Source organism: Lysinibacillus sp. EB271-A1-10B, from assembly GCF_058791335.1.
Genome location: NZ_JBYTDL010000020.1, coordinates 15472 through 41632 on the forward strand (window position 1 = coordinate 15472; position 26161 = coordinate 41632).

The 26161-nt window shown below is 36.0% G+C and carries 29 protein-coding genes and 1 other RNA gene; 15 read left to right on the forward strand and 15 right to left on the reverse strand.

Annotation, left to right across the window (positions count from 1 at the left end; genetic code table 11):
• Positions 1 to 12 precede the first annotated feature (12 nt).
• From AC3WSK_RS20080 to AC3WSK_RS20090, 3 genes are all read right to left on the reverse strand, one after another.
• Positions 13 to 1011 carry an anti-sigma factor gene (locus tag AC3WSK_RS20080; RefSeq protein WP_427484533.1) on the reverse strand — a complete coding sequence of 333 codons (999 nt, stop codon included), beginning with the start codon at positions 1009 to 1011 and terminating at the stop codon, positions 13 to 15.
• Positions 1004 to 1534: a sigma-70 family RNA polymerase sigma factor gene (locus AC3WSK_RS20085; protein WP_079563051.1), complete on the reverse strand. Its 531-nt coding sequence runs from the start codon at positions 1532 to 1534 to the stop codon at positions 1004 to 1006. The genes AC3WSK_RS20080 and AC3WSK_RS20085 overlap by 8 nt, the downstream gene beginning before the upstream one ends.
• Positions 1535 to 1766: 232 nt before the next feature.
• Complete coding sequence (locus AC3WSK_RS20090) at positions 1767 to 2105, reverse strand: zinc ribbon domain-containing protein YjdM (RefSeq protein ID WP_079563050.1); 339 nt, start codon at positions 2103 to 2105, stop codon at positions 1767 to 1769.
• A gap of 247 nt (positions 2106 to 2352) precedes the next feature.
• Here AC3WSK_RS20090 and ssrS point away from each other — a divergent pair.
• The 3 genes from ssrS to AC3WSK_RS20105 all read left to right on the forward strand — a co-directional run bounded on the left by ssrS (position 2353) and on the right by AC3WSK_RS20105 (position 3905).
• Positions 2353 to 2545: non-coding RNA, 6S RNA (gene ssrS, locus AC3WSK_RS20095), on the forward strand.
• Between the two features lie 200 nt (positions 2546 to 2745).
• Complete coding sequence (locus AC3WSK_RS20100; protein ID WP_492414400.1) at positions 2746 to 3282, forward strand: hypothetical protein; 537 nt, start codon at positions 2746 to 2748, stop codon at positions 3280 to 3282.
• A gap of 383 nt (positions 3283 to 3665) precedes the next feature.
• A complete protein-coding gene (locus tag AC3WSK_RS20105; RefSeq protein ID WP_079563048.1) occupies positions 3666 to 3905 on the forward strand; it encodes a DUF3923 family protein in 240 nt (79 codons plus the stop codon).
• A 200-nt stretch (positions 3906 to 4105) separates the two neighbouring features.
• Here the strand turns inward: AC3WSK_RS20105 and AC3WSK_RS20110 are convergent, their stop codons facing one another.
• On the reverse strand, positions 4106 to 5287 hold the full coding sequence (locus AC3WSK_RS20110) for a NupC/NupG family nucleoside CNT transporter (RefSeq protein WP_079563047.1): 1182 nt from the start codon (positions 5285 to 5287) through the stop codon (positions 4106 to 4108).
• Positions 5288 to 5668: 381 nt separating this feature from the next.
• Positions 5669 to 6229, reverse strand: coding sequence for a hypothetical protein (locus tag AC3WSK_RS20115; RefSeq protein WP_427484530.1), 561 nt, complete (start codon positions 6227 to 6229; stop codon positions 5669 to 5671).
• Between the two features lie 156 nt (positions 6230 to 6385).
• Between AC3WSK_RS20115 and AC3WSK_RS20120 the strand changes: the two genes are divergently transcribed.
• Entirely contained in the window at positions 6386 to 6841 is a 456-nt protein-coding gene (locus tag AC3WSK_RS20120; RefSeq protein ID WP_492414401.1) for a hypothetical protein, read from the forward strand.
• 207 nt (positions 6842 to 7048) lie between these two features.
• Here AC3WSK_RS20120 and AC3WSK_RS20125 read toward each other — a convergent pair whose 3' ends face one another.
• From AC3WSK_RS20125 to AC3WSK_RS20145, 5 genes are all read right to left on the reverse strand, one after another.
• Positions 7049 to 7462 (reverse strand): VOC family protein, encoded by a 414-nt coding sequence (locus AC3WSK_RS20125; RefSeq protein WP_079563044.1) that lies wholly within the window; start codon positions 7460 to 7462, stop codon positions 7049 to 7051.
• 141 nt (positions 7463 to 7603) lie between these two features.
• Positions 7604 to 8230 carry a nucleoside/nucleotide kinase family protein gene (locus tag AC3WSK_RS20130; protein ID WP_492414402.1) on the reverse strand — a complete coding sequence of 209 codons (627 nt, stop codon included), beginning with the start codon at positions 8228 to 8230 and terminating at the stop codon, positions 7604 to 7606.
• Positions 8231 to 8289: 59 nt separating this feature from the next.
• On the reverse strand, positions 8290 to 8931 hold the full coding sequence (locus AC3WSK_RS20135; RefSeq protein WP_079563042.1) for a 3-oxoacid CoA-transferase subunit B: 642 nt from the start codon (positions 8929 to 8931) through the stop codon (positions 8290 to 8292).
• The gene (locus AC3WSK_RS20140; protein WP_427484526.1) at positions 8932 to 9639 is read right to left on the reverse strand and encodes a CoA transferase subunit A; all 708 of its coding nucleotides are present in this window, start codon (positions 9637 to 9639) and stop codon (positions 8932 to 8934) included.
• A 107-nt stretch (positions 9640 to 9746) separates the two neighbouring features.
• Positions 9747 to 10625: a LysR family transcriptional regulator gene (locus AC3WSK_RS20145; RefSeq protein ID WP_079563040.1), complete on the reverse strand. Its 879-nt coding sequence runs from the start codon at positions 10623 to 10625 to the stop codon at positions 9747 to 9749.
• Between the two features lie 300 nt (positions 10626 to 10925).
• Here AC3WSK_RS20145 and AC3WSK_RS20150 point away from each other — a divergent pair, with 300 nt between their 5' ends.
• Complete coding sequence (locus tag AC3WSK_RS20150; protein ID WP_492414403.1) at positions 10926 to 12239, forward strand: short-chain fatty acid transporter; 1314 nt, start codon at positions 10926 to 10928, stop codon at positions 12237 to 12239.
• A 112-nt stretch (positions 12240 to 12351) separates the two neighbouring features.
• On the opposite strand, the gene AC3WSK_RS20155 is transcribed toward AC3WSK_RS20150, so the two are convergent.
• On the reverse strand, positions 12352 to 12963 hold the full coding sequence (locus AC3WSK_RS20155) for a LysE family translocator (protein ID WP_170939027.1): 612 nt from the start codon (positions 12961 to 12963) through the stop codon (positions 12352 to 12354).
• 206 nt (positions 12964 to 13169) lie between these two features.
• Here AC3WSK_RS20155 and AC3WSK_RS20160 point away from each other — a divergent pair, with 206 nt between their 5' ends.
• On the forward strand, positions 13170 to 13595 hold the full coding sequence (locus AC3WSK_RS20160; RefSeq protein WP_492414404.1) for an SRPBCC family protein: 426 nt from the start codon (positions 13170 to 13172) through the stop codon (positions 13593 to 13595).
• Positions 13592 to 13912, forward strand: a complete 321-nt coding sequence (locus AC3WSK_RS20165; RefSeq protein ID WP_079563036.1) for an ArsR/SmtB family transcription factor — start codon at positions 13592 to 13594, stop codon at positions 13910 to 13912. Before AC3WSK_RS20160 ends, AC3WSK_RS20165 begins: the two co-directional genes overlap by 4 nt.
• Positions 13913 to 13952: 40 nt before the next feature.
• Here the strand turns inward: AC3WSK_RS20165 and AC3WSK_RS20170 are convergent, their stop codons facing one another.
• Complete coding sequence (locus AC3WSK_RS20170; RefSeq protein WP_427484523.1) at positions 13953 to 14732, reverse strand: YqhG family protein; 780 nt, start codon at positions 14730 to 14732, stop codon at positions 13953 to 13955.
• Between the two features lie 17 nt (positions 14733 to 14749).
• Positions 14750 to 16264: a DEAD/DEAH box helicase gene (locus tag AC3WSK_RS20175; protein WP_427484522.1), complete on the reverse strand. Its 1515-nt coding sequence runs from the start codon at positions 16262 to 16264 to the stop codon at positions 14750 to 14752.
• A gap of 619 nt (positions 16265 to 16883) precedes the next feature.
• On the opposite strand from AC3WSK_RS20175, the gene AC3WSK_RS20180 reads away from it, so the two are divergent.
• From AC3WSK_RS20180 to AC3WSK_RS20200, 5 genes are all read left to right on the forward strand, one after another.
• Positions 16884 to 17708 carry a methyl-accepting chemotaxis protein gene (locus tag AC3WSK_RS20180; protein ID WP_079563033.1) on the forward strand — a complete coding sequence of 275 codons (825 nt, stop codon included), beginning with the start codon at positions 16884 to 16886 and terminating at the stop codon, positions 17706 to 17708.
• A gap of 211 nt (positions 17709 to 17919) precedes the next feature.
• Positions 17920 to 18492, forward strand: a complete 573-nt coding sequence (locus tag AC3WSK_RS20185) for a dienelactone hydrolase family protein (RefSeq protein WP_079563032.1) — start codon at positions 17920 to 17922, stop codon at positions 18490 to 18492.
• A gap of 19 nt (positions 18493 to 18511) precedes the next feature.
• Entirely contained in the window at positions 18512 to 19468 is a 957-nt protein-coding gene (locus AC3WSK_RS20190) for a LytTR family transcriptional regulator DNA-binding domain-containing protein (RefSeq protein ID WP_492535119.1), read from the forward strand.
• Positions 19469 to 19616: 148 nt separating this feature from the next.
• Positions 19617 to 20465 (forward strand): ABC transporter ATP-binding protein, encoded by an 849-nt coding sequence (locus tag AC3WSK_RS20195; protein ID WP_079563030.1) that lies wholly within the window; start codon positions 19617 to 19619, stop codon positions 20463 to 20465.
• Positions 20462 to 21169 carry an ABC transporter permease gene (locus AC3WSK_RS20200; protein WP_079563029.1) on the forward strand — a complete coding sequence of 236 codons (708 nt, stop codon included), beginning with the start codon at positions 20462 to 20464 and terminating at the stop codon, positions 21167 to 21169. Before AC3WSK_RS20195 ends, AC3WSK_RS20200 begins: the two co-directional genes overlap by 4 nt.
• A 36-nt stretch (positions 21170 to 21205) precedes the next feature.
• On the opposite strand, the gene AC3WSK_RS20205 is transcribed toward AC3WSK_RS20200, so the two are convergent.
• Complete coding sequence (locus AC3WSK_RS20205; RefSeq protein ID WP_079563028.1) at positions 21206 to 21796, reverse strand: GNAT family N-acetyltransferase; 591 nt, start codon at positions 21794 to 21796, stop codon at positions 21206 to 21208.
• 93 nt (positions 21797 to 21889) lie between these two features.
• On the opposite strand from AC3WSK_RS20205, the gene pdxR reads away from it, so the two are divergent.
• Together pdxR and AC3WSK_RS20215 are read left to right on the forward strand one after the other, a co-directional pair.
• Positions 21890 to 23266, forward strand: coding sequence for a MocR-like pyridoxine biosynthesis transcription factor PdxR (pdxR, locus tag AC3WSK_RS20210; RefSeq protein ID WP_492414406.1), 1377 nt, complete (start codon positions 21890 to 21892; stop codon positions 23264 to 23266).
• Positions 23267 to 23315: 49 nt separating this feature from the next.
• Entirely contained in the window at positions 23316 to 24125 is an 810-nt protein-coding gene (locus AC3WSK_RS20215) for an EcsC family protein (protein ID WP_079563026.1), read from the forward strand.
• Between the two features lie 80 nt (positions 24126 to 24205).
• Here the strand turns inward: AC3WSK_RS20215 and AC3WSK_RS20220 are convergent, their stop codons facing one another.
• On the reverse strand, positions 24206 to 25174 hold the full coding sequence (locus AC3WSK_RS20220) for a quinone oxidoreductase family protein (protein WP_492414407.1): 969 nt from the start codon (positions 25172 to 25174) through the stop codon (positions 24206 to 24208).
• A 66-nt stretch (positions 25175 to 25240) separates the two neighbouring features.
• On the opposite strand from AC3WSK_RS20220, the gene AC3WSK_RS20225 reads away from it, so the two are divergent.
• Positions 25241 to 25858 carry a hypothetical protein gene (locus AC3WSK_RS20225; protein WP_492414408.1) on the forward strand — a complete coding sequence of 206 codons (618 nt, stop codon included), beginning with the start codon at positions 25241 to 25243 and terminating at the stop codon, positions 25856 to 25858.
• Positions 25859 to 26161: the final 303 nt, after the last annotated feature.

Genomic DNA, 26161 nt, shown 5'->3' on the forward strand with positions numbered 1-26161 from the left:
CAACTTCTTTCATCACCAATTGTACCCATTCATAAGTTCAACATCCCCTAGCATTGCATTAGAAATACCTTCTAGATCTCGAAGCATCAATAACCTCTTTGCCGGTCCTGTTACAACAGCACCATAAGCTTGAAATCCATTCTTTTTAATATAATCATAGCGTTCCTGCAAATGGTGTAAACCTAGAAATCCTTCGTAATAGCTTTCCTTTTCAGCTAAAAGCTTTTCCATATTTTTCAGCATCCAACGCTGGCTATCTCTCAAACTTGTAAAGTCCTGTGCTTCAGATATATGTGAATAATCATCACTAACTGTTAAGCCACCTGATAGCCCGATTCTATCATTAATTGTAATTGTGCCACTAATGCGGTCAGAAGAGGTTGGTTCAAAGGATTTAAACTCGCCTGTATATAATGGCATCCAAACGATTCGGACATCGTACGGAGCAAGCATTTTTTCCAAATCTTTAGGCTCTTTAAATGTTGAAGTCGAAAATGCCATTTCCGCTACAGCTCCCTCAGGTAACTTTTCTAACGCCTTCCATACATTATTGTTAAGATGAGATGAGGTTGCTTTTCCCGTCACAGGATCTTCTGGTAAATTAAAATTAAATTGTTGTGAAGTATTTATCGACGTTAAGTTCATACTCATAGATGAATTAGAATTTAATATTGATTTTTCAACACGCATTTCACCAACTACTACTTTTTCCTTTCCTACCTGTTTCTCAAGAGGATAACTCATTTTTTGTGTTAGAAATGGTGTTATTTCTGCAGGCAAACCCTTAGAGTATTGACCTTTAATATTTGGATGTTGCCATTCAAGTACTATTAAAGAGTTATAAGCATGCTTAAGATCAGGACGCGTTTTTTCAAAAACGATGGACACCCCTGCTATATAGAGAGCATAAATAACGAAGCATATTAGCAATATACGTAGCACTCGAAATGTTAACGTAAAACGATATTTTCTTAGAATCTTTTTTTCATTCCCCTGCGACCATTCAGTCATGTTGAAAACCTCCATTCTTTTTTACTATTTCTTCTAACCTTTTGCGAGCACGATGCAAAAGTATTTTCACCTGCCCCTCAGAAAGCTCTAGTGCCTCCTGCAATTCTAAGTAGGTGAATTGTTCATATTCACGTAAATATAAAATCGTTCGGTAATTTTCAGGCAAAAATTTCAGCAGCGCCTGTACATCTTGTGCCACTTCTTGCGTTAAAAAATCCTCTTCTGGTAACCCATATGGACTTAGCATTTCATCTTTCCAAAATAAGTGTGCGAACGGAATTGTCCTTCGTCTCTTTTGCTTGCGCCATTCATCTAGGTACGTGTTCCGTGCTACTTTGAATAACCATGCTCTCACATCCTCTTCTTTATAAAACGACAAAGATACCGTGGCTCGCACAAATGTTTCTTGAACTAAATCTTCCGCTATATGTACTGATCCAGACATCTTCAGCAGAAAATAATATAACGATTTCGCGTATTTTTCATAAAGTTGCTCTAGCTCGTTTTTCCGCTGTCTGTCCATGCCATCTCCCTCATTTCGTTTTTTCACAAGTAAAACGCATATCTTTTCTAAATGTTACAGTAATTACTAATTTTTGTTAAAATAAATTTTACCTTGGCGTAATTGCGTCCGGGCCTTATTTTTATTCAGTAGGCGTCTAGACATCCGCTGAATAAAATAAAAAAGAGCCGATTTAGAATGGCCTTCCAACATCAAGTTGGAGCGATTCATTTCACGACTCTTTTTACAGTAATTATGCTTTTTTAACGAACTCTGACTTTAATTTCATTGCACCAAAGCCATCGATTTTACAATCAATATTGTGATCGCCTTCAACGAGACGAATGCTCTTCACCTTTGTCCCGATTTTTAATGTTGAAGAACTACCTTTAACTTTTAAATCCTTTATAACTGTAACAGAATCGCCGTCCGCAAGTAGATTGCCATTAGCATCCTTTACGATTAGCGTATCTGCTTCCTGTTCCGTTCCATCAGTGCTCCACTCATGTGCACATTCTGGACATACAAAGTTTGTTCCATCCTCATATGTGTATTCAGAATTACATTTCGGACAATTTGGATAAGCTGCCATTTCTGCTTCCTCCCTATACTTTTTTTCTAGGTAAACCCTATATATGCCCCTTTATCTTACATACTCGGCCCTGCTAAGTAAAGGCTGTTCGTATTTTTCGTTCGTATTTGTGAATAAAGTATGAATCGGTTCCATGTTTTTGGAGATATTTCATTTTGAAAACATTTGAATTGGGACACTCGCCCATTGACTTTTTTGTACAAACCATCTTACTTGCAAGTTCTTTTAACATGCCTTATTATATCCTTAAAGGCTGCATTGTTCGTACAATATTAAGTTTTAACCTTTAAGCTGTAAAAGGGAGTTTTATTATTGGAGTTGGAATGACGGGCCTCACACCATGGTGCATGAGGATAAGCAGGAAAGCTTCTGCGAACACCCACTTTGAGGAGTGGTGGTTTAAAACTTTCTATAATAACTACGGCATACGCGGCTTTTTAATTTAATCATATAGCCACATGGCTTTGAAGTATCTCTCATAGTGAAAACTATGGGAGATTTTTTTATGGGGAATTTGTTGGAAGCATTATAGATTGAGGTTCAGATGTTTAAAAGAGTATGTATTATTTTGGATTACAAAATGGGCCAAATGAAATAGTATAATTAAGCGTATTTTAACTTATTTCGTAGAGGTGCTAGTTTGTTTAAAAAGAAAATATTAATCGGACATTCAGAAGATACTGTCCTGGCAATTATCGAACACATAGAAAAAAGTAACATTCCGTTTGAAATAGGATTCAAAGATATTTTAAAGCGATCGTCTAAAGAATACGAAGCTTTTTATACGGTCAACGTTCAAAAACAATATGCGAAGCAAGTAGAAGCCATCGTTGCGCAGTATGTGTCCCAAGAAGATTTGAAGCATTTGTATAAAGTGGAGAAAAAGAAAAGTAGAAAATTAGAGAGGAAGGAAAAGGCTCTTTATTTGTTTGCAGCCTTTATATACTTTATAGCGGTGGCGGCCATCGAAATGGGTAAGAGCGTAGGATTGGACATCGTTCCACCTATCGGTTGCGCTGTGTTATTGATGGGCGGTACGTTTATGACGATAAAGTTTTACAAAGCGATGAAAAAAGAATCGGGTGATTTGAGAAAGATCAATAAGAAGTTGATGTTTTTCGGTATTGGTATAATAATTTATGCCGTTTCTTCTTTTATATCTGTACTTCGATTTTAATTTACTTACATCAAAGAATACATAGACCATACACGGCTTTTTTTATTTAATCATACAGCCACAAGGCTTTTGAACAAATCATCCTTCATAATTAATTGGAGGGTGATTTTTTTATCAACATGACTGATATTGGTTATTTGTTTTTGTTCATTTAATTAATTAATCATCTTTGTGAATTATAAGGAAATTAATCTTAAGGCTGAGAGATTGCACCACCTAAAGTTTATTTCCTATAAAAAGTAAAAATGTTACAATTACACTATTGAAGGAAAAATATTAGTCGGAGCATTTTATCAACAAAAGTCCTTTTATTAATCAGCGTATTGATTTTAGAATGATTATTGGTCTTCGTTCGACTTTAGAATAGAAAGGAGATATTTATTTTGGGTACGAAAATATGGTGGGCCCTAAATATTGTATGGTTATTCATTTTTGCTGCTGGGGCATTATTTGTTGGATTAAGAACAGTTGATTCTGCAGGGGTAGTTCAAACTCCTGAACTTAAAATGATAGCTTTCATTATTTTGGGTATTGTATTTTTATTTGTTGTACTATTTCAATTAATACTACTCATTTTTATTCACTTTGTTCGAAAAGGTTCCACTACTACTTTAACAAAATGACTATCTTAACGACGGTGGTCTTTGTAGTTTTCTAAGTCACTTTAAAGTGGCTTTTTTATATGGCAGAAGTTAAAACACCTCACGTTGTTGGACCGATTTAGCCATCCATGATTGCAATAACCACGCACTTTAATCATAAAAAAACTGCCCCCCAATAGATGTGTGATGTGTCTATCCATTGGAGTGCAGTTCAACTTTTATTAAATTATGAAACCTACAATTGTAGCCGTTAAAATACTAACGAGCGTTGCTCCATACAACAACTTTAAACCAAAACGAGCAACTATATCCCCTTGTCTTACATTCAAACCTTTTACCGCTCCAGCAATAATACCGATAGATGCAAAGTTTGCAAAGGATACAAGGAAGACCGAAATAATACCTACTGTATGTGCACTCATAGACTTCGTTGCTTCTCCAAGGCTTTTCATCGCAACAAATTCATTCGTTACTAATTTAGTTGCCATAATTCCTCCGGCAGTAATAGCCTCTGCCCAAGGTACACCCATTAGGAAAGCAATTGGTGCAAAGATATAACCTAAAATATCTTGGAAAGATATACCTAAAATCATATCAAATAGTGAATTGATTAAATCCATTAATGCTACGAAACCGATCAGCATAGCTCCTACAATGATAGCTACTTTAAAGCCATCCATGATATATTCTCCAAGCATTTGGAAGAAAGTTTGCTTTTGCTCATCTTCAATTTTTAAAATATCTTCGTTTTCTTCTACTGTATACGGATTAATGATTGCAACAATAATAAATCCGCCAAACAAGTTCAACACAATCGCTGTTACAACATATTTTGGTTCAATCATTGTCATATATGCGCCAACAACCGACATAGAAACAGTCGACATTGCAGATGCGCATAATGTATACATTCGCTGTGGACTAATTTTATCTAATTGTTTTTTTACAGTAATGAATACTTCAGATTGACCTACCATTGCAGACGCAACAGCATTATATGATTCCAATTTCCCCATGCCATTTACTTTACTTAAAAGTAAACCTATCCATTTCATAATGAAAGGAAGAATTTTAAAATGCTGTAAGATCCCTATCAATGCAGATATAAATACAATTGGTAATAACACATTTATGAAGAAGGAATACTCCCCTTCATTCGCTAAACCACCAAAAACAAAAGTTATGCCCGTACTTGCGTAAGACAATAAATGATCAAATACATTTGTAAATCCTTTGATTAGAACATAACCAAACTTTGTATTTAGCAGTAATGCTGCAAATAAAAATTGGATAATCAACATAATAATTATGTTTTTATATTTTATTTCTTTTTTGTTTTTACTCATTAACAGAGCTAAACCAAAAACAAGTAGCAATCCACAAATGGATATTAAGTATCTCATGAGTTCCTCCATAAATTATATTAATAATTTTTGCGCGTTCGATATCCGAAACTACAAATCCTTCTTTCACTCATTATGTTCCATTATTGAAACTTGAATAACAGCTTTATATTTTAAAACTGAAAATATGTAGACAGTCAGACGTCAGACAAATCACTTCACTATACATTGTTTTCACTAGCAATTCAATAGTTAAAAGAAAAAAACTCCGCTAAAAGTGTATACGCTTACAAGATTATCGTATAAAAAAAGACCATCATAAATGACGGTCTCCGTTTACTACAAGTTTTTGTAAGCTGTATTCAAATTATACTGATTTAAATGAACTTATAAGGATAAATTGCCCCCCATAAATCCTTTTACATAAAAATGTGTTTCGTTTTATTTTATAAAATTCAATGCTTGTCGGGTAGATTCAATAAGTAATACATCCCCTTTATGCTCTCTTAACTTTAATGCTCCTTCAAAGCATTTTTCTGCCTCTGCAATTTTCCCTAATTCTAATAAACACTTTCCTCTATGTTGCATGGCAAAGTCCACATATAACAAATTATTGTCTGCCTCACATTTATCTAAAACACCGTTGAAGATTTCTAATGCTTCTATTGGATTACCGTTATATTTAATTGCCTCCCCTAGGCGTATTAATGACACGATTTCTCGATTGCTATCTTTCTGATCGCAGGCAATTCTAATGCATTCCGATAAAATAATAATGGCTTTTTGCGGTTCTCCATAAATTCTATATAAGTTCCCCAGTGTTCCCATTAGAAAGTATTTCTCATCTTCACTCTTTGTATTTGTAAGTAAATTTTCAGCAATGTCTATCATTTCTTTTAATTTAATCGGATTAGATGTTTTTTCACGAAGATACTCATTGTTATCAAAATAAATTATTTCACTTATTGTCAAAAGACAGTTTTTAAACTCTGAAAAGTTCATTTTTGAATACCTCCTATTGTTATTTCTGGTCTTTATCGAGAACCGCACTTAAAACGAGGATGTAACTCCATGTTAATCTTGAAAAAAGCTATCTTCTTTTTGTATAATTCTCCTCCATTTTGCGCATATATGGTAGTAACAAGGGAGGTTATTACATTGAAAAAGTTATTTTATTTATTTTTACTAGCCACACTTTTATTATCAGCTTGCGGGAAAAATACTGCTCCAAAGGAAGTTGCTGTCGATAAAAATACTTCAGTTGAAGATATAGTGGGAGCTATCGTTAAAAATAAATTCACTGTGGAAGAAAAGAATGGTACCGTATCAATCTCTATTCAGGATACTGATGTGAAAAAAGGTATGAAAAATCAAATGTTAAAGGATTCCACTAAAATATTTGCAGAGCTGTCTAAGCTACCTAGTGTTAAAACTCCAGCTATTAGTTGGTCTGCTCCGTTAACAGAACCAAATGGGGACAAATCTATGAATGAACTATTAAATATTTACTTTAGTGAGGAAGATTTTAAAAAGGTTAATTGGGCAAATTATACCCAGCTAGATATTGAATCTACTGCTACTCATTATCATCAAGAGGCTTCTTTAGGACATTAGAGCATTTCAATGACAAGATACCCCCTCGTGTATACACGAAGGGGTATCTTTTTAATTGCTTAAAATAAATGTTTTTGTAATAAAATTCCTATAGAATACCTTTTCTACCCTTCCCTATTAAAGGTCGCATTTTAATACCACATAGGGTATAAAAGATAGAACCTGCCGCTATGCTTTCGGTACTTAAAACATTCTGCTGAAAAGAATTTAAATCCCCTCTGTGTTCATTAATACTAGACGCCAGCCATCGGGATCTTCAATTGTGACGCCTTTTTCAGCCCAATATGTATTTTCTGGTTCCACCTCAGGATAGCCCATTTGCAATAAGCGTTCGGCAATACGCTGTATAGTTGAACGCTTTGGAATATATAGTACGAGCAAATTATCCTTTGTTGGTGCTGGGCAAGGACTTCCTTCAATATGCTCTATAAATTCTAAATGATAGCTGGCATTCGGAAGACCAATCATGATACCAGTGTAGCCTCGATGCCCTGAAAAAGAGCCTATTTTTTCTAACCCCACGCCTTCGCAATAAAATTCTTCAATTTCCTTTATTTTATCAGTCGGTCTTGCTACACGTACCTGTGCCACCTGAAAATCATCTGACCATTGTTGTCTCATAATTAATTCCCTCCTTTACCATCATTGTATAACGGAAAAATAGAGCTAGAGAACAGCCAATAGTCTGAAAAATCAAAAGAAACGTTCATGCTCGTCCGAAATACCCGCGAAATCCATGTAAATACCCGTGAAGCGACATTTCTACTTTAAAAAATCACAAATTTTATCTGCAGCTGCTAACGGATTTTCTTTTTCTAAATAATACTCCTCAGCTGGCCAATATCTTCTTTGATACTTATTTAGCCGTTCTTGAAAATCTCCAATATAGGAATCCCTTTGTAATACTCTTTCCTTTCGAACTGTTCGAGGGATATCTAGAAATAAACGATAATCATAAAAGTTATTCCATTCATGCCTCAAAAGGAATACTCCCTCGATCACAAGAATACTATTCGTTTCTAATTTTATTCTTCTATCGTTAACGGTATCTGCTGATTGATTATAAAATGGTAGTCGGAATTGTAACTTGTTTTTATGTAAGGGTAACAACATATTATTTTTAATCAATTCAACATCCCATTGTAAATAATAGTATTCATACCATTCTGCGTGGCCAGTATTATAACGTTTACTGCTTTCTACGATATGATTATCTATATGGATTAATTCTACAGCACAAATCGATTGTAGCTCCTTCGCCAGTTTGTTAGCTACAGTGGACTTGCCTGCACCACCTAATCCATCAATCGCGACAATGAATGGTCTATCTTTAACAGAGCTCTTGCTAAATTGCTTTATAATATCGTACTTTAATTCATGTATATTCATTTGTTGCTACTCCTAATAAAAAATAACCAGCTCTATCAAAAGAACTGGTTTCATTTAATTTATACTGTTAAAGCAACACTAAAAGAAGCAGCGGTCTTCTCTTTTACTTCCTCTACCGTGACACCCTCTGCTAATTCTATAAGCTGCATCCCTTCATCTGTAAAATCGAAAACAGCCAAATCTGTAATTAATCTATGCACCACGCCCTTTCCAGTTAAAGGCAGCTCGCATTGCTTTTTTATTTTTGACTCACCGTTTTTATTGACATGCTCCATCACGACGACTACTCTTTTCGCCCCGACTACAAGGTCCATGGCACCTCCCATACCTTTCACCATTTTCCCTGGAATCATCCAGTTCGCAAGGTCCCCCGTTTCAGATACTTCCATGCCACCTAAAATAGCCAGATCGATATGGCCTCCACGAATCATGGCAAATGATTCGGCACTGTCGAAGAAGGAGGCACCTGGAACTGCAGTGACCGTTTCTTTACCTGCATTAATTAAATCAGGATCGACCACGTCTTCTGCCGGGTATGGACCAATGCCAAGAAGCCCGTTTTCTGATTGTAAAAGGACGTCATAGTCAGACGGGATTGCATTGGCCACTAGCGTTGGAATACCAATACCTAAATTGACGTTCATGCCATTTTGTATTTCTTTTACTGCTCTATTCACTATTCTTTGTCTTGTATCAGCCATTTACGCATCCCCCTTTTTTATCATCAAACGCTCAATACGCTTCTCATAATTACCACCTAGTAAAACCCGCTGCACGAACACACCAGGTGTATGGATATGATCTGGATCTAGCTCTCCAACTTCAACAATTTCCTCTACTTCTGCAATCGTAATTTTTCCTGCCATTGCAGCTAGTGGATTGAAGTTACGTGATGTTTTTCTAAAAACTAAATTGCCTAGCTTGTCCGCCTTCCATGCTTTGACTAGTGCAAAGTCGGCGACAATACCTTTTTCTAAAATATATTCCTTGCCATCAAAAACCTTTACTTCTTTCCCCTCAGCGATGGGTGTTCCGACTCCAGTAGCTGTGTAAAAACCCGGAATCCCAGCTCCACCAGCTCGCATGCGCTCCGCTAACGTACCTTGTGGTGTCAATTCTACTTCAAGCTCCCCGCTTAAAAATTGCTGCTCAAAAATTTTATTTTCACCTACATAGGATGCAATCATTTTTTTGATTTGTTTATTTGCTAATAAAAGACCTAAACCCCAATCATCCACACCGCAGTTATTGCTTATGACCGTTAAGTCCTTTGTTCCCCTTTGAACTAGCGATGCAATAGATTTTTCAGGGATTCCACATAGCCCGAAACCCCCTACTGCTAACGTATCTCCATCTTTAATGTCGGCGACGGCCTCCTCAAACGAATTCCACACTTTCCCCTTCCCCATATCGAAACCCCCTAAAATTTCTCGTTTATTAAGAAAAATTCTACCTTACTACCGTTTTATAAGTAAAGGAATAAATTAGAATACTATTTATTCTAAAAGTGCATATATCAATTTTCAGAACGTATTGTATGGAGTAGTTGCTTTAATGCAAAGGATTGATAAGTATTTTTCTTCGTAATAACGCCTAAACGCCATGGCATGTCAAAATTAAGTAACGGTATAATTTTGACATTCCTGTTCGTCTGCTTTGCGGCAATTGAATATGGTAAAAGAGTCACCCCTAGGTTCGAGGATACTAGCTCCACTATCAAATCCCATTGCGAGCTTTTATAGCCGACTACTGGTGTAAATCCTACGCTTTTACATGATTTAATAACATAATCATGTAATGTGAATTCCTCTGTAAAGATAATGAATGTTTCATTTTTTAAATCTTGTAATCGAATATGTTCTTGCTGAGCTAGTGGATGGGACTCATTGATAAAGACAAAAAATTGATCTTCCACAAATGATTGGACAGAAAATTTCCTTTCATCAGTAGGTATAACGACAATTCCCATATCAACATCGCCATTTTCTACTAACGTTCCGATCATTTTAGCTCCCCGTTCCACAAGCTCTAAATGCACCTTAGGATATTGCTTATGAAACTTTCGAGCAATTTCAGGGAAAAATAGTGTGCCAATTAGTGGCGGAATTCCTAATTTAATCGTACCTGTTTTGATGTTCGATAAATCATCCAATAATATATGTAAATCGTGTACAGAACGTATTATTTTTTGTCCTTGTTTATAAACAATACTACCAGCGTCTGTTAATTCTATATTACGTGTAGATCGGTTTAACAACTCTACATGAAGAGCATTCTCCAACTTTTTAATGCTTTTGCTTAATGAAGGCTGTGACATAAAGCATTCATTAGCTGCCTTTGAAAAACTCCCATGTTCAACAACGGTCATAAAAGCTTTTAAATCCCGCAACTCCATTTAGATACCCCTCCATTTATTCTAATTTGTTATAAAAAATATTCCAAAACTCTCTATTTAGTAATAGATTCTCCTCATTTTCTACTTATCCTTCTTCTTAAAAACACGTGGATCAAACATAATAGCCATAAGGCTTAGTTATGATTTTAATCACAGTTATATTCCGCAATAGTAATCATCCGTTTATTTCTACATTACGTTCATTTTATTGTGCTTGATTACCGATTTATCTTTCTTTATTCATTTCCCTATGTACAATTAGCCATAAGGGATGGCAGAAAAGGAAAGGGGATTTCAAACATGAAAACGTTAACAAGAATTTCAAATGCTATCATGGAAAAATATTTACCTGATCCATACATTTTTGTCACTATACTCACAGTATTAACGTTATTATTAGGGGTTGCATTAACAGATGCTTCTCCACTCGATATGGTGACATATTGGGGAGGTAGTTTTTGGAGTTTACTAGAATTTACAATGCAAATGGTGATTGTCTTAGCTGCAGGCCATATTTTAGCGAATAGTCCCGTTTTTAAAAAAAGATTAGCAGCCATTGCAAGTAAAATAAAAACACCCGGTATGGCCATTATTATTGTTACATTTGTATCGCTAATCGCTTGCTGGATTAACTGGGGTTTCGGACTTGTCATTGGTGCCCTATTTGCAAAGGAAATTGCTCGGCATGTTAAAAAAGTTGATTATCGTTTATTAATTGCTAGTGCCTATTCAGGCTTTGTTATTTGGCACGGTGGATTAGCTGGCTCAATTCCGTTATCCATAGCTACTGAAGGTCATAAGTTTGCGGATATTATGGGGATCATCCCAACAAACATTACATTATTTTCAACGTATAACTTATTTATAGTTATTGTGATCGTTTTCACTTTACCTTTCTTTAATCGTTGGATGATGCCAAAAGAAGAAGACTCGGTTGAGGTTGACCCTACTTTATTAGTAGAGGAAAAAACAGCGTTGCCTAAACCTGAAAATAACTTTGCTAGCCGCTCTGAAAGAAGTTATATTTTAACGATTTTAATTGCTATTATTGGACTCGTATTTTTAGTACATCATTTTATGACGAAAGGCTTTGTTCTTGATTTAAATGTGATCAATACGATTTTTATTGTGTTAGGGATCATTTTCCACGGGACACCACAGCGTTTCCTTGCTGCTGCACAAGATGCTATTAAAACAACAACAGGCATCGTTTTTCAATTTCCGTTTTATGCAGGGATTATGGGTATGATGACCGCTTCTGGTTTAGCTGCTGTATTCTCAGAATGGTTCGTCAATATTTCTAATGAACATACCTTCTATTTGTTTACATTTTACTCTGCAGGACTTGTTAACTTCTTTATACCATCAGGCGGTGGGCAATGGGCGGTACAAGCTCCTATTATGCTAGACGCTGCAACCACTTTAGGTGCCGACTATGCTAAAACTGCCATGGCAATCGCGTGGGGTGACGCTTGGACGAATATGATTCAGCCGTTCTGGGCACTACCAGCCCTTGCAATTGCTGGCTTAAAGGCTAGAGATATAATGGGCTTCTGTTTATTCATTTTAATCTTCACCGGCATTATTATTAGCATTGGCTTCTTGTTCTTCTAGCTGGATATAAAGTACTTCACGGGATATTTATCCGTGAAGTTTTTATTTTTAGAAAGTGATCCCTACTACTAAAATAAATTTTCCCCAAAAATTTAGCCGCAAAAAAAAGCCCTTAATGGGCTTTTTCTAATGCCAATTTAATGCCAAAGCCAATTAACACTGCACCTGTCAATCCTTCGATTACAGCTTTCGTCCTTGGCTTTTTCATAAATGCGCTAATTTTATCCAATAAGTAAACATAAAACACAAACCAAAATCCTGTTAACGCCGTATAAATAAGTCCCATCATAAGAAACGGTATAAATGTACCGCTCTTGCCATCTACAAACTGAGGTAAAAATGTGAGAAAAAATACAGCCACCTTCGGGTTTGTTACGTTCGTTAAAAAGCCTTGCTTAAAGCATGATTGCTGCGAATATTTATGATCAATTTGGGCCTCATCTTGCACAACAGGAGGCTGCGTACGTATTGTTCGTAATGCCCATAAAGTTTTAATACCTAAGTAACATAAATAGACCGCTCCGACGTATTTTAAAATGGCAAATACATATGCTGACTTTACAATAATCGCGGAAAGTCCAATAACTGCTGCAAATGTATGAATCAATAATCCACAGCACGAACCAAGTAAAGTCTGTAAGCCCCCTTTTCTACTTACGGTAAGTGTATTTTTTGTTGCAATCGCCGTATCCGGACCAGGCAAAATAATTAATAAAATACACATTAATAAAAAGACAGATATGTTCACCACTTTAATACCCTCCCTTTTAATCAGAAAATTATAAAAATAATTTTAACATATGTACAACTACACCAAAAGACGTGATGTGAAAATTTATCCAAAGTAATTATAATTGACATGCAACCATAAGGTGTTATATATTCATAACACCTTATGGTTACATTTTTTTATAAAGGAGTTCATTTTAAATGACTGAAAAACTAGAGAACATTGTTAAAACAGTTACACTCAATGCACCGATTGAAAAAGTGTGGGAAACAGTAACAGACGCTGAAAAGATTGCTTCTTGGCTTATGCCAAGCAATTTTAAGCCCGTTGAAGGGCATGAATTTACAATACAATCACCGTTTGGCCCTTCACCATGTCGAGTAGAACAAGTAGATGCTCCACATTTTGTTCGTTTTGCATGGGATACAGATGGATGGTTTGTCACTTTTGAACTGAAAGAAATTGGTGAGCAAACAGAGTTTACATTAACTCATGGTGGCTGGAAAGAAGCTTCACATATCATTCCTAAAACTAACATGCCTGCTGAAGCTATTCGTACAACTATGGATGGCGGCTGGACAATGCTTATCGGCAAAAAATTAAAAGAAGTTGTAGAATCACAATGACACCGCTTGCTGTAAAGCATGATGTTTTTCAAGCAATCGCTGATCCAACAAGACGTCATGTCCTACAGCTACTTGCCTCAAGTGATAAACCGATCTCACTTATTTCTGAAAATTTTTCTATTAGCCGAACTGCTGTCGTGAAGCATTTAAAAATTTTAGAACAAGCTGAGCTAGTCTCTGCCCAAAAAAAGGGACGAGAAAAAATATACACATTACATGCCGAAAAACTAAAAGAGATTGAAGACTGGCTACAGTACTTTGATTTGTTTTGGGATAATAAGTTGGCGCAACTACAAAGTATTTTTGAAGAAGATTAAATGACAAGGAGCTGTCCCTTCTAATAGGACAGCTCCTTGTTTAATAAAGATAAAATATTCCACCACTAATAATTTCTATTTTAATTTTTGTATCGTATTGTTCCTCTAATGCCTTCTTTTCAACATCATAACATTCGGGTTTGTCATCTTCCTCTTCATAAAAATAATCGAGTACCCGCTGATCACGTTGCCATCGTTTTTTGGCTTCAGTAGCCCATGAATGATCATCTTGTTCAATTATTTTTTCAATAGTAGCATTTAATCTTTCAAGTGCTCTAAGGGGCTTTATAATAAATTGAACATGAAAAGCATTATCTGCTGGAACAGTGTCAAAATCGGATGTACATATCGTTTCTTGAAAATCCTCTTTTATGACCCCAGTTAGCAAGTTTATACCCAATGAATAAAGCATTTCTTTCGTTTGGTCGCAGCAATATGACACTTTAAAATTAACACCTAACCATGGCGTAAGGATAACTTGCCCTATTGCGGTATCCACCTTCTCAAAAAGCTGAACATAAGCTCCTAGCTCCCTTGTTGCTTGAAAAAGCTGGTTCATTCTCGGAGAACCGAAATGAATAGCTTCGCCATAAAGGCTCCCAGCTGATGCCGTTTGATCTGTAATGAAAGTTACTTGGGCTGGATTTGCCTCAGTATTTGTTGCTTCTACGTATTGCCAATAAAAAGGGCGATTCATTATTCTTTTATCAATATCAACTGTTAATTGTACCGTGAGATAATGCTGATCTTCCCTTAAAATAGGGCAATCATTTTCATTAAAAAATTCTCGTAAATAACTATGAACTTGCTGTGGATACATAGTCCTTCTCCCTTACACTATACAGATTCTTTAAAGTTAGATAGAATCGCATCTAAGTCGCCGACTACCTTTTCGAAAACATCAATTTTCGTATGAAGTAATGCTAATATATTCTCTTCAATTGTATTGGCTATAGCGAGATTATAAATATGAACATCATGCTCTTGCCCTAAACGATGCACACGACCAATCCGTTGCTCTAGCTTCATAGGGTTCCAGGGCAAATCATAGTTAATGACATGATGACAAAATTGAAGGTTAATCCCCTCACCGCCTGCCTCTGTTGCGATTAGAACCTGCGCCCTTTCCTTAAAAAGATGCTTCATATAATCACGTTTGCTTTTATTATATTTACCGTTGAACAGGACACTCGTAATACCGTTAGAATGTAAATACCATTGTAAATAAATTTGAGTAGCTCTATACTCTGTAAAAATAATCACTTTATCCTTGGCCTGTTCGACTATTTCTAGTGTCTTTTTCGCCTTTGAATTCACTTCTAATGCCATTAATTTTGCTAGTATATCTTCAATTTCTTGTGATTGTGCATTGTCTTCAAGCATTTTAGATAACGTCAAGGCTGTTGCCTCTTTACTACTACACATTTCCTTCTGCAATGTAATCATTGAAAAAGAGCCTGTATTTTGAAGCGTTCCGAGCAGATTATAAACTTCCTCTTCTTCCTTCGTAAATCGAATAGGGACAATTTGAACACGGCGATTTGTCCACTCAATGCCCGTGTCCTCCCTCCTATTCCTCACCATCACCTGATTCACTAATTCCTTTAAATAATCATTATGCTCTAAATCATGCTTGCTTGCCGAAAATGCAGATTGAAATGTATCATAATTGCCAAGATGACCAGGCTTAAGTAAAGAAATAAGATAAAATAATTCAAAAACATCGTTTTGAATCGGTGTTGCCGTTAATAATAAACAAAACTTTTTCTTTAAGCCTTGTACAAATTCATAAATTTGGGTTTTATGATTTTTTAGTTTATGTGCCTCATCGATAATAATCATGTCGTAATTCTGCTCATAAATGCGCTCTTTGTGAGGACTCTTCTTCGCTGTATCCATACTCATAATAAGGACATCATAGCGCTCAATCGACACATTTTTTTTATAAGCTATTGCTGGAATGTGGAATTTAATATTTAATTCTTCAATCCACTGATTAATAAGAGATGCTGGAGCTAATATTAACGCTCTTTTAACGAGTCCTCGAATCAGATATTCTTTTAAAATTAAACCTGCTTCAATTGTTTTACCAAGACCTACCTCATCAGCTAGAATCGCCTTTCCATTCATACGTTCAATGACTGTTTCTGCCGCTTCCAACTGGTGTGTAAGTGGCTTTAAATTCGGTAAATACTTTGTCGCCTGTAAACCTGTGAAATCAGTAATTAACTTCATTTTCACAATGTCATAATTCATCTTGTACAATGTCCAGCTATCCCACTTTTCAAGATGATTTAGTTTATTGATAAAGCCTTCTTCCCATTCGGACGACCTTTCTATTTTCATGATCATCACCTCATGCTATTATTTCTAGTTTAGGTTGTCCAAAAAAGAGAAAGCTATGTTAAGCTTTGCGAAAGAAAATATAAATATTTAATGAAGTTTTTTGCATTAGGTACTTATTTATTTAAAAAAATGAAGGACGCTCTTTTGCAAATCGAGAGATTGATTTCCGTTCCGGCTGCTACTTTCCTGGGGGCGTCCGCTGAGCCGCTTCTCCAAGAGCATGTATCCTCTAGCATGTCACTCTAATTTATAGTAATAAAATCATACATCAGCATCATGATTTATTTCCTTCATACAGAAATCCCGCTCATTTTAAACGCCACAACATTTGCAAAGTTTTTACTTTATTATTTCCATCAGGTGCTGCTTAATTCATTTGCGAATGGTTAGATGATTTACTTGACTCTTTTAATAACCTGCAATATTGTTTTTTTAAATCCAATCCCTTTCAAGCAAATTAATTATAAAACCTTAATTTCGTACAATTTAAAAGGATTATGGTATTAAGATAGTCTTTTTATCCTTTTCTTTTTTTCATACAATTAAAGAAGCATTACTTTCCAGAAATTACGTTTTTGCAAAAAACGAGATTATTACAAAGCTTACATATACTGAGGAGGTTACTATGAATATTATTGAAGCATTATCAGCGTCATTACCTTACATTCATTTAGCTATGAAAGGCGAGTCCATGATTGGATTAGTAGATAAAGAGAGTGAGAGTATTATTGCTTATTTACCTGGGAAACGGATAGATTCTGGTTATAAAATTGGACAAAAAATTCTCCCAGGTGATGCAATTTTACATCTCCCACTTAAAGGCAAAAGTACTGATGAACCTGTACCAAAAGAATTTTATGGAGTGGAATTTAACGCATTTTCTTTTCCTGTTCGCGAAAATGGGCAAATCGTAGGCGCGCTAGCCTTTGGAATACCTATTGACGATTCTCTACAAATGGAGAAATATATTGTTACTATGAATGACATTATCCAAAACCTGCAGGATAAATTACATACAATTGCCTCTCATTCGGAGGAGCTAGCCGCAACTAGTGAGGAAATTAATAAACAGACCCAATTCGCTTTAGAGGACGCAGAAAAAACAAATGGTATTACCGATTTAATAAAAAATATTTCTCGTCAAACAAATCTCCTCGGATTAAATGCATCGATTGAGGCGGCACGAGCAGGCCAACATGGTGCTGGATTTAATATAGTAGCACAAGAAGTTCGCAAGCTTTCTACCGAAACATCTACTGCTACCGATAACATCGAATCCTCTCTTCGAAGCATCAATCATAATCTTGAGAGTTTAAAGCAAAATATGACTCAAATAAATGGCGCCACAAACGAACAGGCACAACTTGTTCAGGACTTTAGTGAAATTATTGACGAGCTTAGTACGCTTAGTACCGAAATGAAGGGTTTTATGTCTAAAGCTTTAAAATAAAGACTTATATCAATAGAAAAATCCGCCTCGCTTTCTGTGGTCAAATCAATAGCCACAAAAGTCTGCGTGGATTTTTTACTTTTTATGTAAGGAAAATTCATCAATTGTTAAATAGTTATTTCAAAATAACAAATTATAGACTAAAATTTTCTAAAATATACTATATGATTACTTTTTGATACACTATTGGAAAAAACAAAATGAGGTCAAAATGAAAAGGAAAGTATTTATATTACATGAGATTTATGGAGTCAACAATTTTATAAAAATGCAAGCTGAGTCATATAGTAACGCCAACACTATTGTTGAGTGCATTACTTTATATTCAGACAATAGAATATTCCCATATGAACAAGAACAGCAGGCTTATGATTATTTCATAAATGAAATTGGCTTTGATGCTCCCCTCGAACAACTAACCGAAAAAGTATTGGAGGCTAGCTCACATTATGACGAAGTGCTGTTAATCGGATTTAGCGTGGGTGCAACATTAGCTTGGAGATTATCAACATTGCCATTACAAGGAATCGTTTGCGTTTATGGTTCACGCATTCGACAATACCTGGATGTGATCCCCTCTTGTCCGACACTCGTCATTTTACCCAGTGATGAGAAAAGTTTTAATGTCCATGTATTAAAAGAAACACTCGATACATTACCACTTGTTCATACGAGTCAATATCTAGGTCAGCATGGTTTTATGGACTGCAATAATTCAAACTATTGTTATAAAAGTTATCTACAGGCACAAAACGAAATCTCGCAATTTTTCGAAATTAAATGAAGTAAGGGTGGACTTAGTAATGAATCAAAATGAAAGCATGATTATTGATCCTTATATAGAAGGAGGAAATGTAATTTATCCAAACTTCCACCTATCTATGCAGCCTGGCATTATTATTGGCATCTATACGGATGTGTCAAAAATACATACTTTAATCCAGTGGTTTGCGAAGCAAAGCAATACGTATACACATTTTCGTGAAAATGCCCTGTATGAGCGACTGACGGTTCGAGAATACATCAACTTTTGCTTAAAGCTTTTCAATGCTTCTTCTGAAAAGATGGAGGATGTATTAGCATTGTTCGCTTTAACGGAGCAAAAAAGCATGAAAATTAGCAAGCTTTCAAATAGCGAAAAGCAACGCTTAAAATTACTGAATACATATCTTAATCAGGCACCGATACAAGTTTTAGAAGAACCCCTCCAAAATCTGGATGAATTTTCCAAACAAAAAGCCATTCAGTTATTGGGTGTCCTTCAAAAGCAAAATAAAACAGTCATTTTACTATCTAACAATTTCGAGAATTTAATCGTTTCGAGTACAGAAATACATAGACTAGATGCAATGGGCTTACATGCATTAGATGTGAAAGAAGATGAGACAGAACTAGCTTCTCCCTCTCTTGAAAGTGCACCGATTCGACTTGATAAAATCCCTACAAAGAAGAACGATAAGATCATTTTATTTAATCCCCCTGAAATCGATTATATCGAAAGCGTTGAGGATGTTGTTTCACTGTATGTTACAGGTGAAGCCTATCCATGTACATTGTCGCTAAATGAGCTTGAACAAAAATTGACACCGTTCGGCTTCTTTAGAAGTCATCGCTCTTATATCGTTAACTTACAAAAGGTACGGGAAATCATTACGTGGACTCGCAATAGCTACAGCTTAGCCCTGAATAGCACTGAAAAGACCGTAGTACCTTTGTCGAAAAATAAGCTTGCAGATTTAAAGGAAATACTCGGAATTTAGTAGATTTCCCAGGAAATAAACGACTCCTGTCAGCTGAAATATTTCTCCGCTAATGGTCATTTCACCGCCTTTCACCTGTAATTTAATGTTGTTATCTTCATTGTCCCTTATAGTTGAGACATCAACAACAACACAGGGAGGTTTTCAAATGAACGCAGTGATTGATGTTCAGCATTTAAAAAAAACGTTTAATAAGGAAACAGCATTACAGGATGTTTCCTTTACCATTCAAAAAGGAGAAATATTCGGCTTTCTTGGACCTAGTGGTTCTGGAAAAACGACTACAATAAAAATATTAACAGCACAAACTGAAAAAACTGATGGCGACGTTTTATTGTTTGGCCGCCCAGCAAATGAGATGAAACAAAGTAACAATCGTAAACGCTTTGGTATTTTAACAGATAATAGCGGACTATATACACGACTTTCAATCGAGGAGAATTTATTACTATTCAGTAATTTATATCAATTACCTAAATCAGCCGTCAAAGAGGCTTTGGATTTTGTTAACCTATACGGTGATCGTAAAAAGAAAATTAGTCAGCTTTCTAAAGGAATGATGCAACGTGTTACGCTAGCACGTGCCATCATGCATAAACCAGAACTACTATTTTTAGATGAACCAACTTCTGCACTCGATCCCGTTAATACACAACATATTTATAACGGCTTGCGTAAACTAAACGAGATGGGTACTACAATATTTTTAACAACACACGATATGAGTGAAGCAGAAATACTTTGTGATCGTGTCGCCTTCTTACATAAAGGTAAAATTAGAGCAATTGGTTCGCCAAAAGATTTGAAAAAAGAGTTTGGTGATGAGTCTATTACAGTTGAACTAAAAAATGGCGCTAGCGAAGTCATTCAAAATGGAAATCAGGATGCAGAAAAACTGTTTCATTGGATGCAATCGAACGAAGTTTCTCGCATTTATACAAACGAGCCGACACTAGGTAATATTTTTATGCAAATAACAGGGAGTGATTTAGTATGAACCTTTCAATGACACGTATTCAAGCTATTTTAATGAAGGATTATAAGGAATTTTCACGTAACTATGCGGTATCCATTATGGTATTTATGCCACTTTTTTTTGCATTTTTATATAGTAAAACGGGCTCAGCTACTATCGCAACCTATTTCCTTTCAATTAATATTGCATTTTCTATGGTGACTTCCTATGTACAATGCTGTCTAATTGCTGAAGAGAAAGAAAAAAATACGCTTCGCAGTTTAATGCTTTCCCCTGCTTCACTTGGCGATATTTTAATTGGTAAAAGCTTGTTTGTCTTTATCATTACGGTAGTAATCGTAGCATTGACTATTTTCATCGTTGGCTATAACCCGGCTAATCTTTTCATCTTAGCTATCGCTTTAATAGTTTCAACTGTGTTCTATATTGCAATGGGAACATTATGTGGATTATTCGCCAAAACGATTATGGAAGGATCTCTTATTGTACTACCTGTTATCCTAATTTTCTCATTTGGTCCTCTTGTACTAGCTCTATCTTCTGCTAGTCCGATATTCAAGATTGCTGAATGGTTACCAAGTTCCCAATTGGTAGTATTAGGAGAAGCTCTAGAAGGCACATACACAACAATGGACGTCATTATTCCAATAGCTACTATCATCGCATGGTCAATAGTAACTTGGATTGTAGTAGGATATATTTATAAAAAAAGAATGGTCGACTAATGACCATTCTTTTTAAGTATAATAATTTCTTTATCCCTATTTCTCGGTAGCGTCAATTAGCAACTGCTGCAAATGCTTTTTCACTCGTGGCCATTCTTGTAGAGTAATACTGTACATCACAGTATTACGAGTTGTACCATCCTTACGCACCATATGATTACGTAAGACCCCCTCCTTTATTGCTCCTAGACGCTCAATTGCCCTTTGTGAACGCACATTTTCATGATCAGTTTTAATTTGCACACGCTGTATATTTAATACCTCAAAGCAGTATTGTAGTAATAAATATTTGCAATTCGTATTAATAGCTGTACGCCAAAAAGCAGGTGAAATCCATGTAGTTCCTATTTCAAGCCGTTTATGCGTTTCATCAATATCCATAAATCGAGTCGAACCGATGATGTGTCCAGATTTTTTATCCACAATTACGAATGGGAACTCGTTTTTTTCTCGTTTTGTTAGTAATGCCTTATCCACAAAGTTATTCACATCGTCTATTTTTTCTATAGTTGTGGACATATGTGACCAGATCTCTGGATAACTTGCAGCCTCTAATAACCCTTGCATATCATCATGTTCTAAAGGCTTAAGCAATACAACCTCATTTTCTAATGCTATAAAATTCATTTTCTTCACTCCTTTTCAATATTTAACGATAATTTTGATATGATAGATAGAACCAATTTTCAAAAAATACACCATACCAGGAGGTGCAACATTTTGGATTTATCGATTTCATTTACTGGAGATTCACCGAAGTACGTGCAAATTTACGAAGAAATAAAACAAGTAATTTTAAGCAAAAAACTGATGGCCGATGAGCAATTGCCTTCTAAACGGACTCTTGCAATAACGCTTGACGTTAGTGTCCATACAATTAAAGAAGCTTATGAGCAATTACTAGCTGAAGGCTATATCTATAGTAAGGAACGCTCTGGCTATTTTATAGCGCCCTTTGAATTTGAATGGGAACAGCAGCAAAAACATCACATATCCACAGCTAAAGCATCTACTACATATACTATAAAATTTGATTTTAATAACGGACATGTGGATAAGGAGGCTTTTCCATTCTCCAGCTGGCATAAGCTGTTGAAAAAGCACTTCTATGTGGATAATTTAACGACAAGTCCTTGGCAAGGAGAAGCTATATTGCGGACGGAAATCGCTCGTTATGTTGAACGATCAAGAGGGGTTACTTGTGAGGCATCACAGGTGTTTATTTATAGTGGTACACAAAATCAGCTTCAAGCTCTATGTCACTTTTTTGGCCCAAAAGCACAAGTTGGCTTAGAGGATCCTGGCTTTAAAAGAGTGCATGCAACATTACAACAATGTGGACTAACAACTCATGCAATTCCTGTTGATAACTCAGGGGTTACTATACCGAAAAAATCAATCCACATGTTATACACAACACCCGCACACCAGTTTCCACTAGGCATGGTTATGCCTGTTGAACGGCGTGCGGCACTTCTGCAATGGGCTACTACTGAAAAAGCATATATTATTGAAGATGACTATGATTCAGAATTTCGTTATAAGGGGCTCCCTATCCCCTCTTTAGCAAAAATGGATCAGCTTCAACGCGTAATTTATTTCGGAACCTTTTCCAAAACGCTTATCCCATCGCTGCGCATAAGTTACATGATTTTGCCTAAATCGTTAGTCGAAGCTTTTACTCATTTTAATCAAGAACAAAAATCCGTTGTCTCCAAAATAGATCAGCTTGTGTTAGCCGATTTTATTGCTCAAGGTTTATTCGATAAGCATTTAGCCAAAATGCGCACTATTTATCGTAAAAAGCAACAGACATTACTAGCAGCTATTAACGCCCATTTTTCGAATGAATTCGAAGTAATTGGTGAAAAATCAGGACTACACATCGTTATGAAGTTACCAAAAAGACTTTCTGAACAGGAGGCGATTAAACTTGCGCAGGAGGAAGGTATCCAAGTCTACCCATGTTCAACCTCCTATCAGCACAACTCTGAACAGGCTATGGTCATTATAGGCTACGGTGGGCTTTCCCTTGAGCAAATCCAAGAAAGTATCGCGTTACTTGCAACAGTTTGGCAATCATTCGAAACCTTTTAAAATTCTTCTCGTATTTATACTAAATGCACATATAAGGGGAATAGACAAAATGGAGAATCTCGAGCAATTAGAAAAGCATTTGCAAGAAATTCAAGCGTGGGAGAAAGATCAAAAGGACTTGTGGTTTTGGGAGAAATTAGGTCGCATTCCGTTTAAACTCTTAGATAAGATGACACCTGCCTTTCTTCAAAAGAAGATAGCATTACTAGTTGATGAATTAGGGAGCTATATTCAATCAGGTGGGCAATACTTAATTAATGAACAGGCTATGCTGCAGAACATACGTAACAATTCTTCTTTTCATGATATTTGTGCTATATCTGATATAGGACAAATTCCTTTGGAGGATATGATTGCTCTAAGTGACAAGCTTCAAAATGAACGCGTAAAATTAGCAACAGTACAAGGTGCTTCTACCGGCTTTGGTGGTATCTTTACACTAGCTATAGACATTCCTTTTATTTTAGGAATGGCTTTAAAAACATTGCAAGAGATTGCAATCATTCACGGCTATAACCCAAACGATAAAATGGAACGAATTTTCATCGTTAAATGTCTCCAATTCTCCTCAGCTGATATTGTCGGCAAAGAAGCTATATTGAAAGAGCTTTCTTCTATGCATACGACGAATCATGCAGCGGAGGATATGATTTCACAACTGCAAGGCTGGCAGGAAGTATTTTTTACGTATCGCGATCAATTCGGCTGGAAAAAGCTGTTTCAAATGATTCCGGTAGCTGGGATGATTTTCGGTGCCTATGCAAATAAAGGAATGATTCAAGATGTTGCTGAAGCAGGAATTATGCTCTATCGCAAACGGCGTATATATGAAAAAATCAATGAACTAGACAAGCAATAACACTAACTATGCCCATATAAAAAGATGACTCTACAATATCAGAGTCATCTTTTTTATATCTACATTTGGATTTAATTACTTTATATTTTAATTAATATTTTCCCTTGATGCTGGCGACTTTCCATCAAATCATGGGCTTTCTGCATGTCCTCTAATTTAAAGATCCTCGCAACAGGTACTTGGAAGCTCTCTTCCCTCAGCAATGCAAACATCTCCTCGGTAACTTGTTGTAGCATTTCTGGCTTGGAAGCTCGAGTCGTTCCTAGGCTAAAACCTTTCACATTGCGGCAGCTATTATGTAAATCAGATGTTTTTATATTACCTGCTTTACCACCACTATTTCCAAATTGCACGAGCGTACCATACGGAGCTAAACAGTGAAAGCTCTCTTCTGTAATATTTCCAGCGATGGAGTCAAAAATGATGTTTACACCTTGACCATCCGTATATTCATTGACTTGCGCACTAAAATTATCGTATGTCAGTACATGATGGGCACCTAGCTCATAGGCAATTGTCGCTTTTTTCATATCACTGACTGTGCCAATAATATTTTTAGCACCTAGCTTTTTCGCCATTTGAATAAGCATTGTCCCTGCACCACCAGATGCAGCATGAATTAGTACGCTATCGTTTGTACGAATTGGAGCGATTTGATGTGTTAAGAGATAGGATAAAAACAAAACCGTTGGCACAGCAGCTGCCTTCTCCAAAGAGACATCATTTGGAACTTTGAAGACAAGCTGTTCTTTCGCTACTACATACTCTGCATATGCTCCATCTTTTGGGAATGCAATAACGACATCCCCAACTTTAAATGCACTATTTTCACCAAAAACCTCTTCAACTACACCAGCTACATCTAAACCGAGTATCATTGGGAAATTTGCTTTTGCTTTATTGCCTGTTCTATTTTTAATATCGGCAAAATTCACACTCGTATATGTCGTACGTATTAATACTTCCCCTGCTGAAATAGACGGCTTTGGACATTCTACGTACTTTAAAACATCAGAAGTACCAAACTCATTAATAATCACAGCCTTCATAAATTTCTCCCCCCCTTGTTATAGTTAGATTATAAAATAAAAAAAGAAATAAATGGGGTTATTTCCATGAAAATCAAACCAAGAAAAGAACAATACAATGATATTCCATACCATCACTTTGATAACAAAAGTGACAGGGTGTGCTTTATGTTCTCTGGCACTGGCTATACGTATGAAAAACCACTTCTTTATTATTCAACTGAGCTGATGCTAGAACTTGGCTATGATGTAGTACAAGTATGCTATACGTTTGATTCGCAACAATTTGAACAGGAGCCAGAAGCTATTTCAGCAATGGTTTATAATGCCGCAAACCCTATTGTGGAATATATTTTAAGTACAAAATCTTATACCGAAGCTGTATACATAGGAAAATCACTCGGGACATTACCGATCACAGATTTTTATATGCAGCGAATGTCATCTGTTCCTTCTCGTTATGTGCTTTTGACACCCCTACTGACTCTTGATCATGTGATGAAAAATTTGCTTGAAAAGCAGGCATTTCTAGCAATCGGTACTGCTGATCCTCATTATTCTAAAGAAAGATTAGGACTACTTTCTTCATTTGAGCTCACTATTGTAGAAAATGCTGACCATTCTCTTGAAATAAAAAATCATACAGTAGAGTCAGTGATTCTTTGCCAATCACTTTTAACGGAGCTTACAGCCTATCTTCAATAAGAATATCGGAACCTTTTCGTGAAATATCGGAATTATTTCTGAATTTATCGGAATGTTTTAGAAGTTTATCGGAACAATTCAGGTATTTATCGGAATATATTAAAATTCGTAGAAACACCTTACCGAATTATGGATAACGAGTAAATAAGGCTGTTCTTCCCAGAGAGCTCGGATTGCTAAAATCGGGTAAGAGCGAATTATTGAAACAAGCCTAGGTGTAGCGCATTGGATTTCTATTTGAATGATGGTGCGACGGGAACTCCCGTTACAGAGAAACAGTATAAGCATACGTATTTATGCCGT

Excerpts from the sequence above, each read along its gene's own strand:
- AC3WSK_RS20080 (WP_427484533.1), bottom strand. The coding sequence starts at position 1,011 with ATGACTGAATGGTCGCAGGGGAATGAAAAAAAGATTCTAAGAAAATAT.
- AC3WSK_RS20085 (WP_079563051.1), bottom strand. The coding sequence starts at position 1,534 with ATGGACAGACAGCGGAAAAACGAGCTAGAGCAACTTTATGAAAAATAC.
- AC3WSK_RS20090 (WP_079563050.1), bottom strand. The coding sequence starts at position 2,105 with ATGGCAGCTTATCCAAATTGTCCGAAATGTAATTCTGAATACACATAT.
- AC3WSK_RS20110 (WP_079563047.1), bottom strand. The coding sequence starts at position 5,287 with ATGAGATACTTAATATCCATTTGTGGATTGCTACTTGTTTTTGGTTTA.
- AC3WSK_RS20115 (WP_427484530.1), bottom strand. The coding sequence starts at position 6,229 with ATGAACTTTTCAGAGTTTAAAAACTGTCTTTTGACAATAAGTGAAATA.
- AC3WSK_RS20125 (WP_079563044.1), bottom strand. The coding sequence starts at position 7,462 with ATGAGACAACAATGGTCAGATGATTTTCAGGTGGCACAGGTACGTGTA.
- AC3WSK_RS20130 (WP_492414402.1), bottom strand. The coding sequence starts at position 8,230 with ATGAATATACATGAATTAAAGTACGATATTATAAAGCAATTTAGCAAG.
- AC3WSK_RS20135 (WP_079563042.1), bottom strand. The coding sequence starts at position 8,931 with ATGGCTGATACAAGACAAAGAATAGTGAATAGAGCAGTAAAAGAAATA.
- AC3WSK_RS20140 (WP_427484526.1), bottom strand. The coding sequence starts at position 9,639 with ATGGGGAAGGGGAAAGTGTGGAATTCGTTTGAGGAGGCCGTCGCCGAC.
- AC3WSK_RS20145 (WP_079563040.1), bottom strand. The coding sequence starts at position 10,625 with ATGGAGTTGCGGGATTTAAAAGCTTTTATGACCGTTGTTGAACATGGG.
- AC3WSK_RS20150 (WP_492414403.1), top strand. The coding sequence starts at position 10,926 with ATGAAAACGTTAACAAGAATTTCAAATGCTATCATGGAAAAATATTTA.
- AC3WSK_RS20155 (WP_170939027.1), bottom strand. The coding sequence starts at position 12,963 with ATGTGTATTTTATTAATTATTTTGCCTGGTCCGGATACGGCGATTGCA.
- AC3WSK_RS20160 (WP_492414404.1), top strand. The coding sequence starts at position 13,170 with ATGACTGAAAAACTAGAGAACATTGTTAAAACAGTTACACTCAATGCA.
- AC3WSK_RS20165 (WP_079563036.1), top strand. The coding sequence starts at position 13,592 with ATGACACCGCTTGCTGTAAAGCATGATGTTTTTCAAGCAATCGCTGAT.
- AC3WSK_RS20170 (WP_427484523.1), bottom strand. The coding sequence starts at position 14,732 with ATGTATCCACAGCAAGTTCATAGTTATTTACGAGAATTTTTTAATGAA.
- AC3WSK_RS20175 (WP_427484522.1), bottom strand. The coding sequence starts at position 16,264 with ATGATCATGAAAATAGAAAGGTCGTCCGAATGGGAAGAAGGCTTTATC.
- AC3WSK_RS20180 (WP_079563033.1), top strand. The coding sequence starts at position 16,884 with ATGAATATTATTGAAGCATTATCAGCGTCATTACCTTACATTCATTTA.
- AC3WSK_RS20185 (WP_079563032.1), top strand. The coding sequence starts at position 17,920 with ATGAAAAGGAAAGTATTTATATTACATGAGATTTATGGAGTCAACAAT.
- AC3WSK_RS20190 (WP_492535119.1), top strand. The coding sequence starts at position 18,512 with ATGAATCAAAATGAAAGCATGATTATTGATCCTTATATAGAAGGAGGA.
- AC3WSK_RS20195 (WP_079563030.1), top strand. The coding sequence starts at position 19,617 with ATGAACGCAGTGATTGATGTTCAGCATTTAAAAAAAACGTTTAATAAG.
- AC3WSK_RS20200 (WP_079563029.1), top strand. The coding sequence starts at position 20,462 with ATGAACCTTTCAATGACACGTATTCAAGCTATTTTAATGAAGGATTAT.
- AC3WSK_RS20205 (WP_079563028.1), bottom strand. The coding sequence starts at position 21,796 with ATGAATTTTATAGCATTAGAAAATGAGGTTGTATTGCTTAAGCCTTTA.
- AC3WSK_RS20215 (WP_079563026.1), top strand. The coding sequence starts at position 23,316 with ATGGAGAATCTCGAGCAATTAGAAAAGCATTTGCAAGAAATTCAAGCG.
- AC3WSK_RS20220 (WP_492414407.1), bottom strand. The coding sequence starts at position 25,174 with ATGAAGGCTGTGATTATTAATGAGTTTGGTACTTCTGATGTTTTAAAG.
- AC3WSK_RS20225 (WP_492414408.1), top strand. The coding sequence starts at position 25,241 with ATGAAAATCAAACCAAGAAAAGAACAATACAATGATATTCCATACCAT.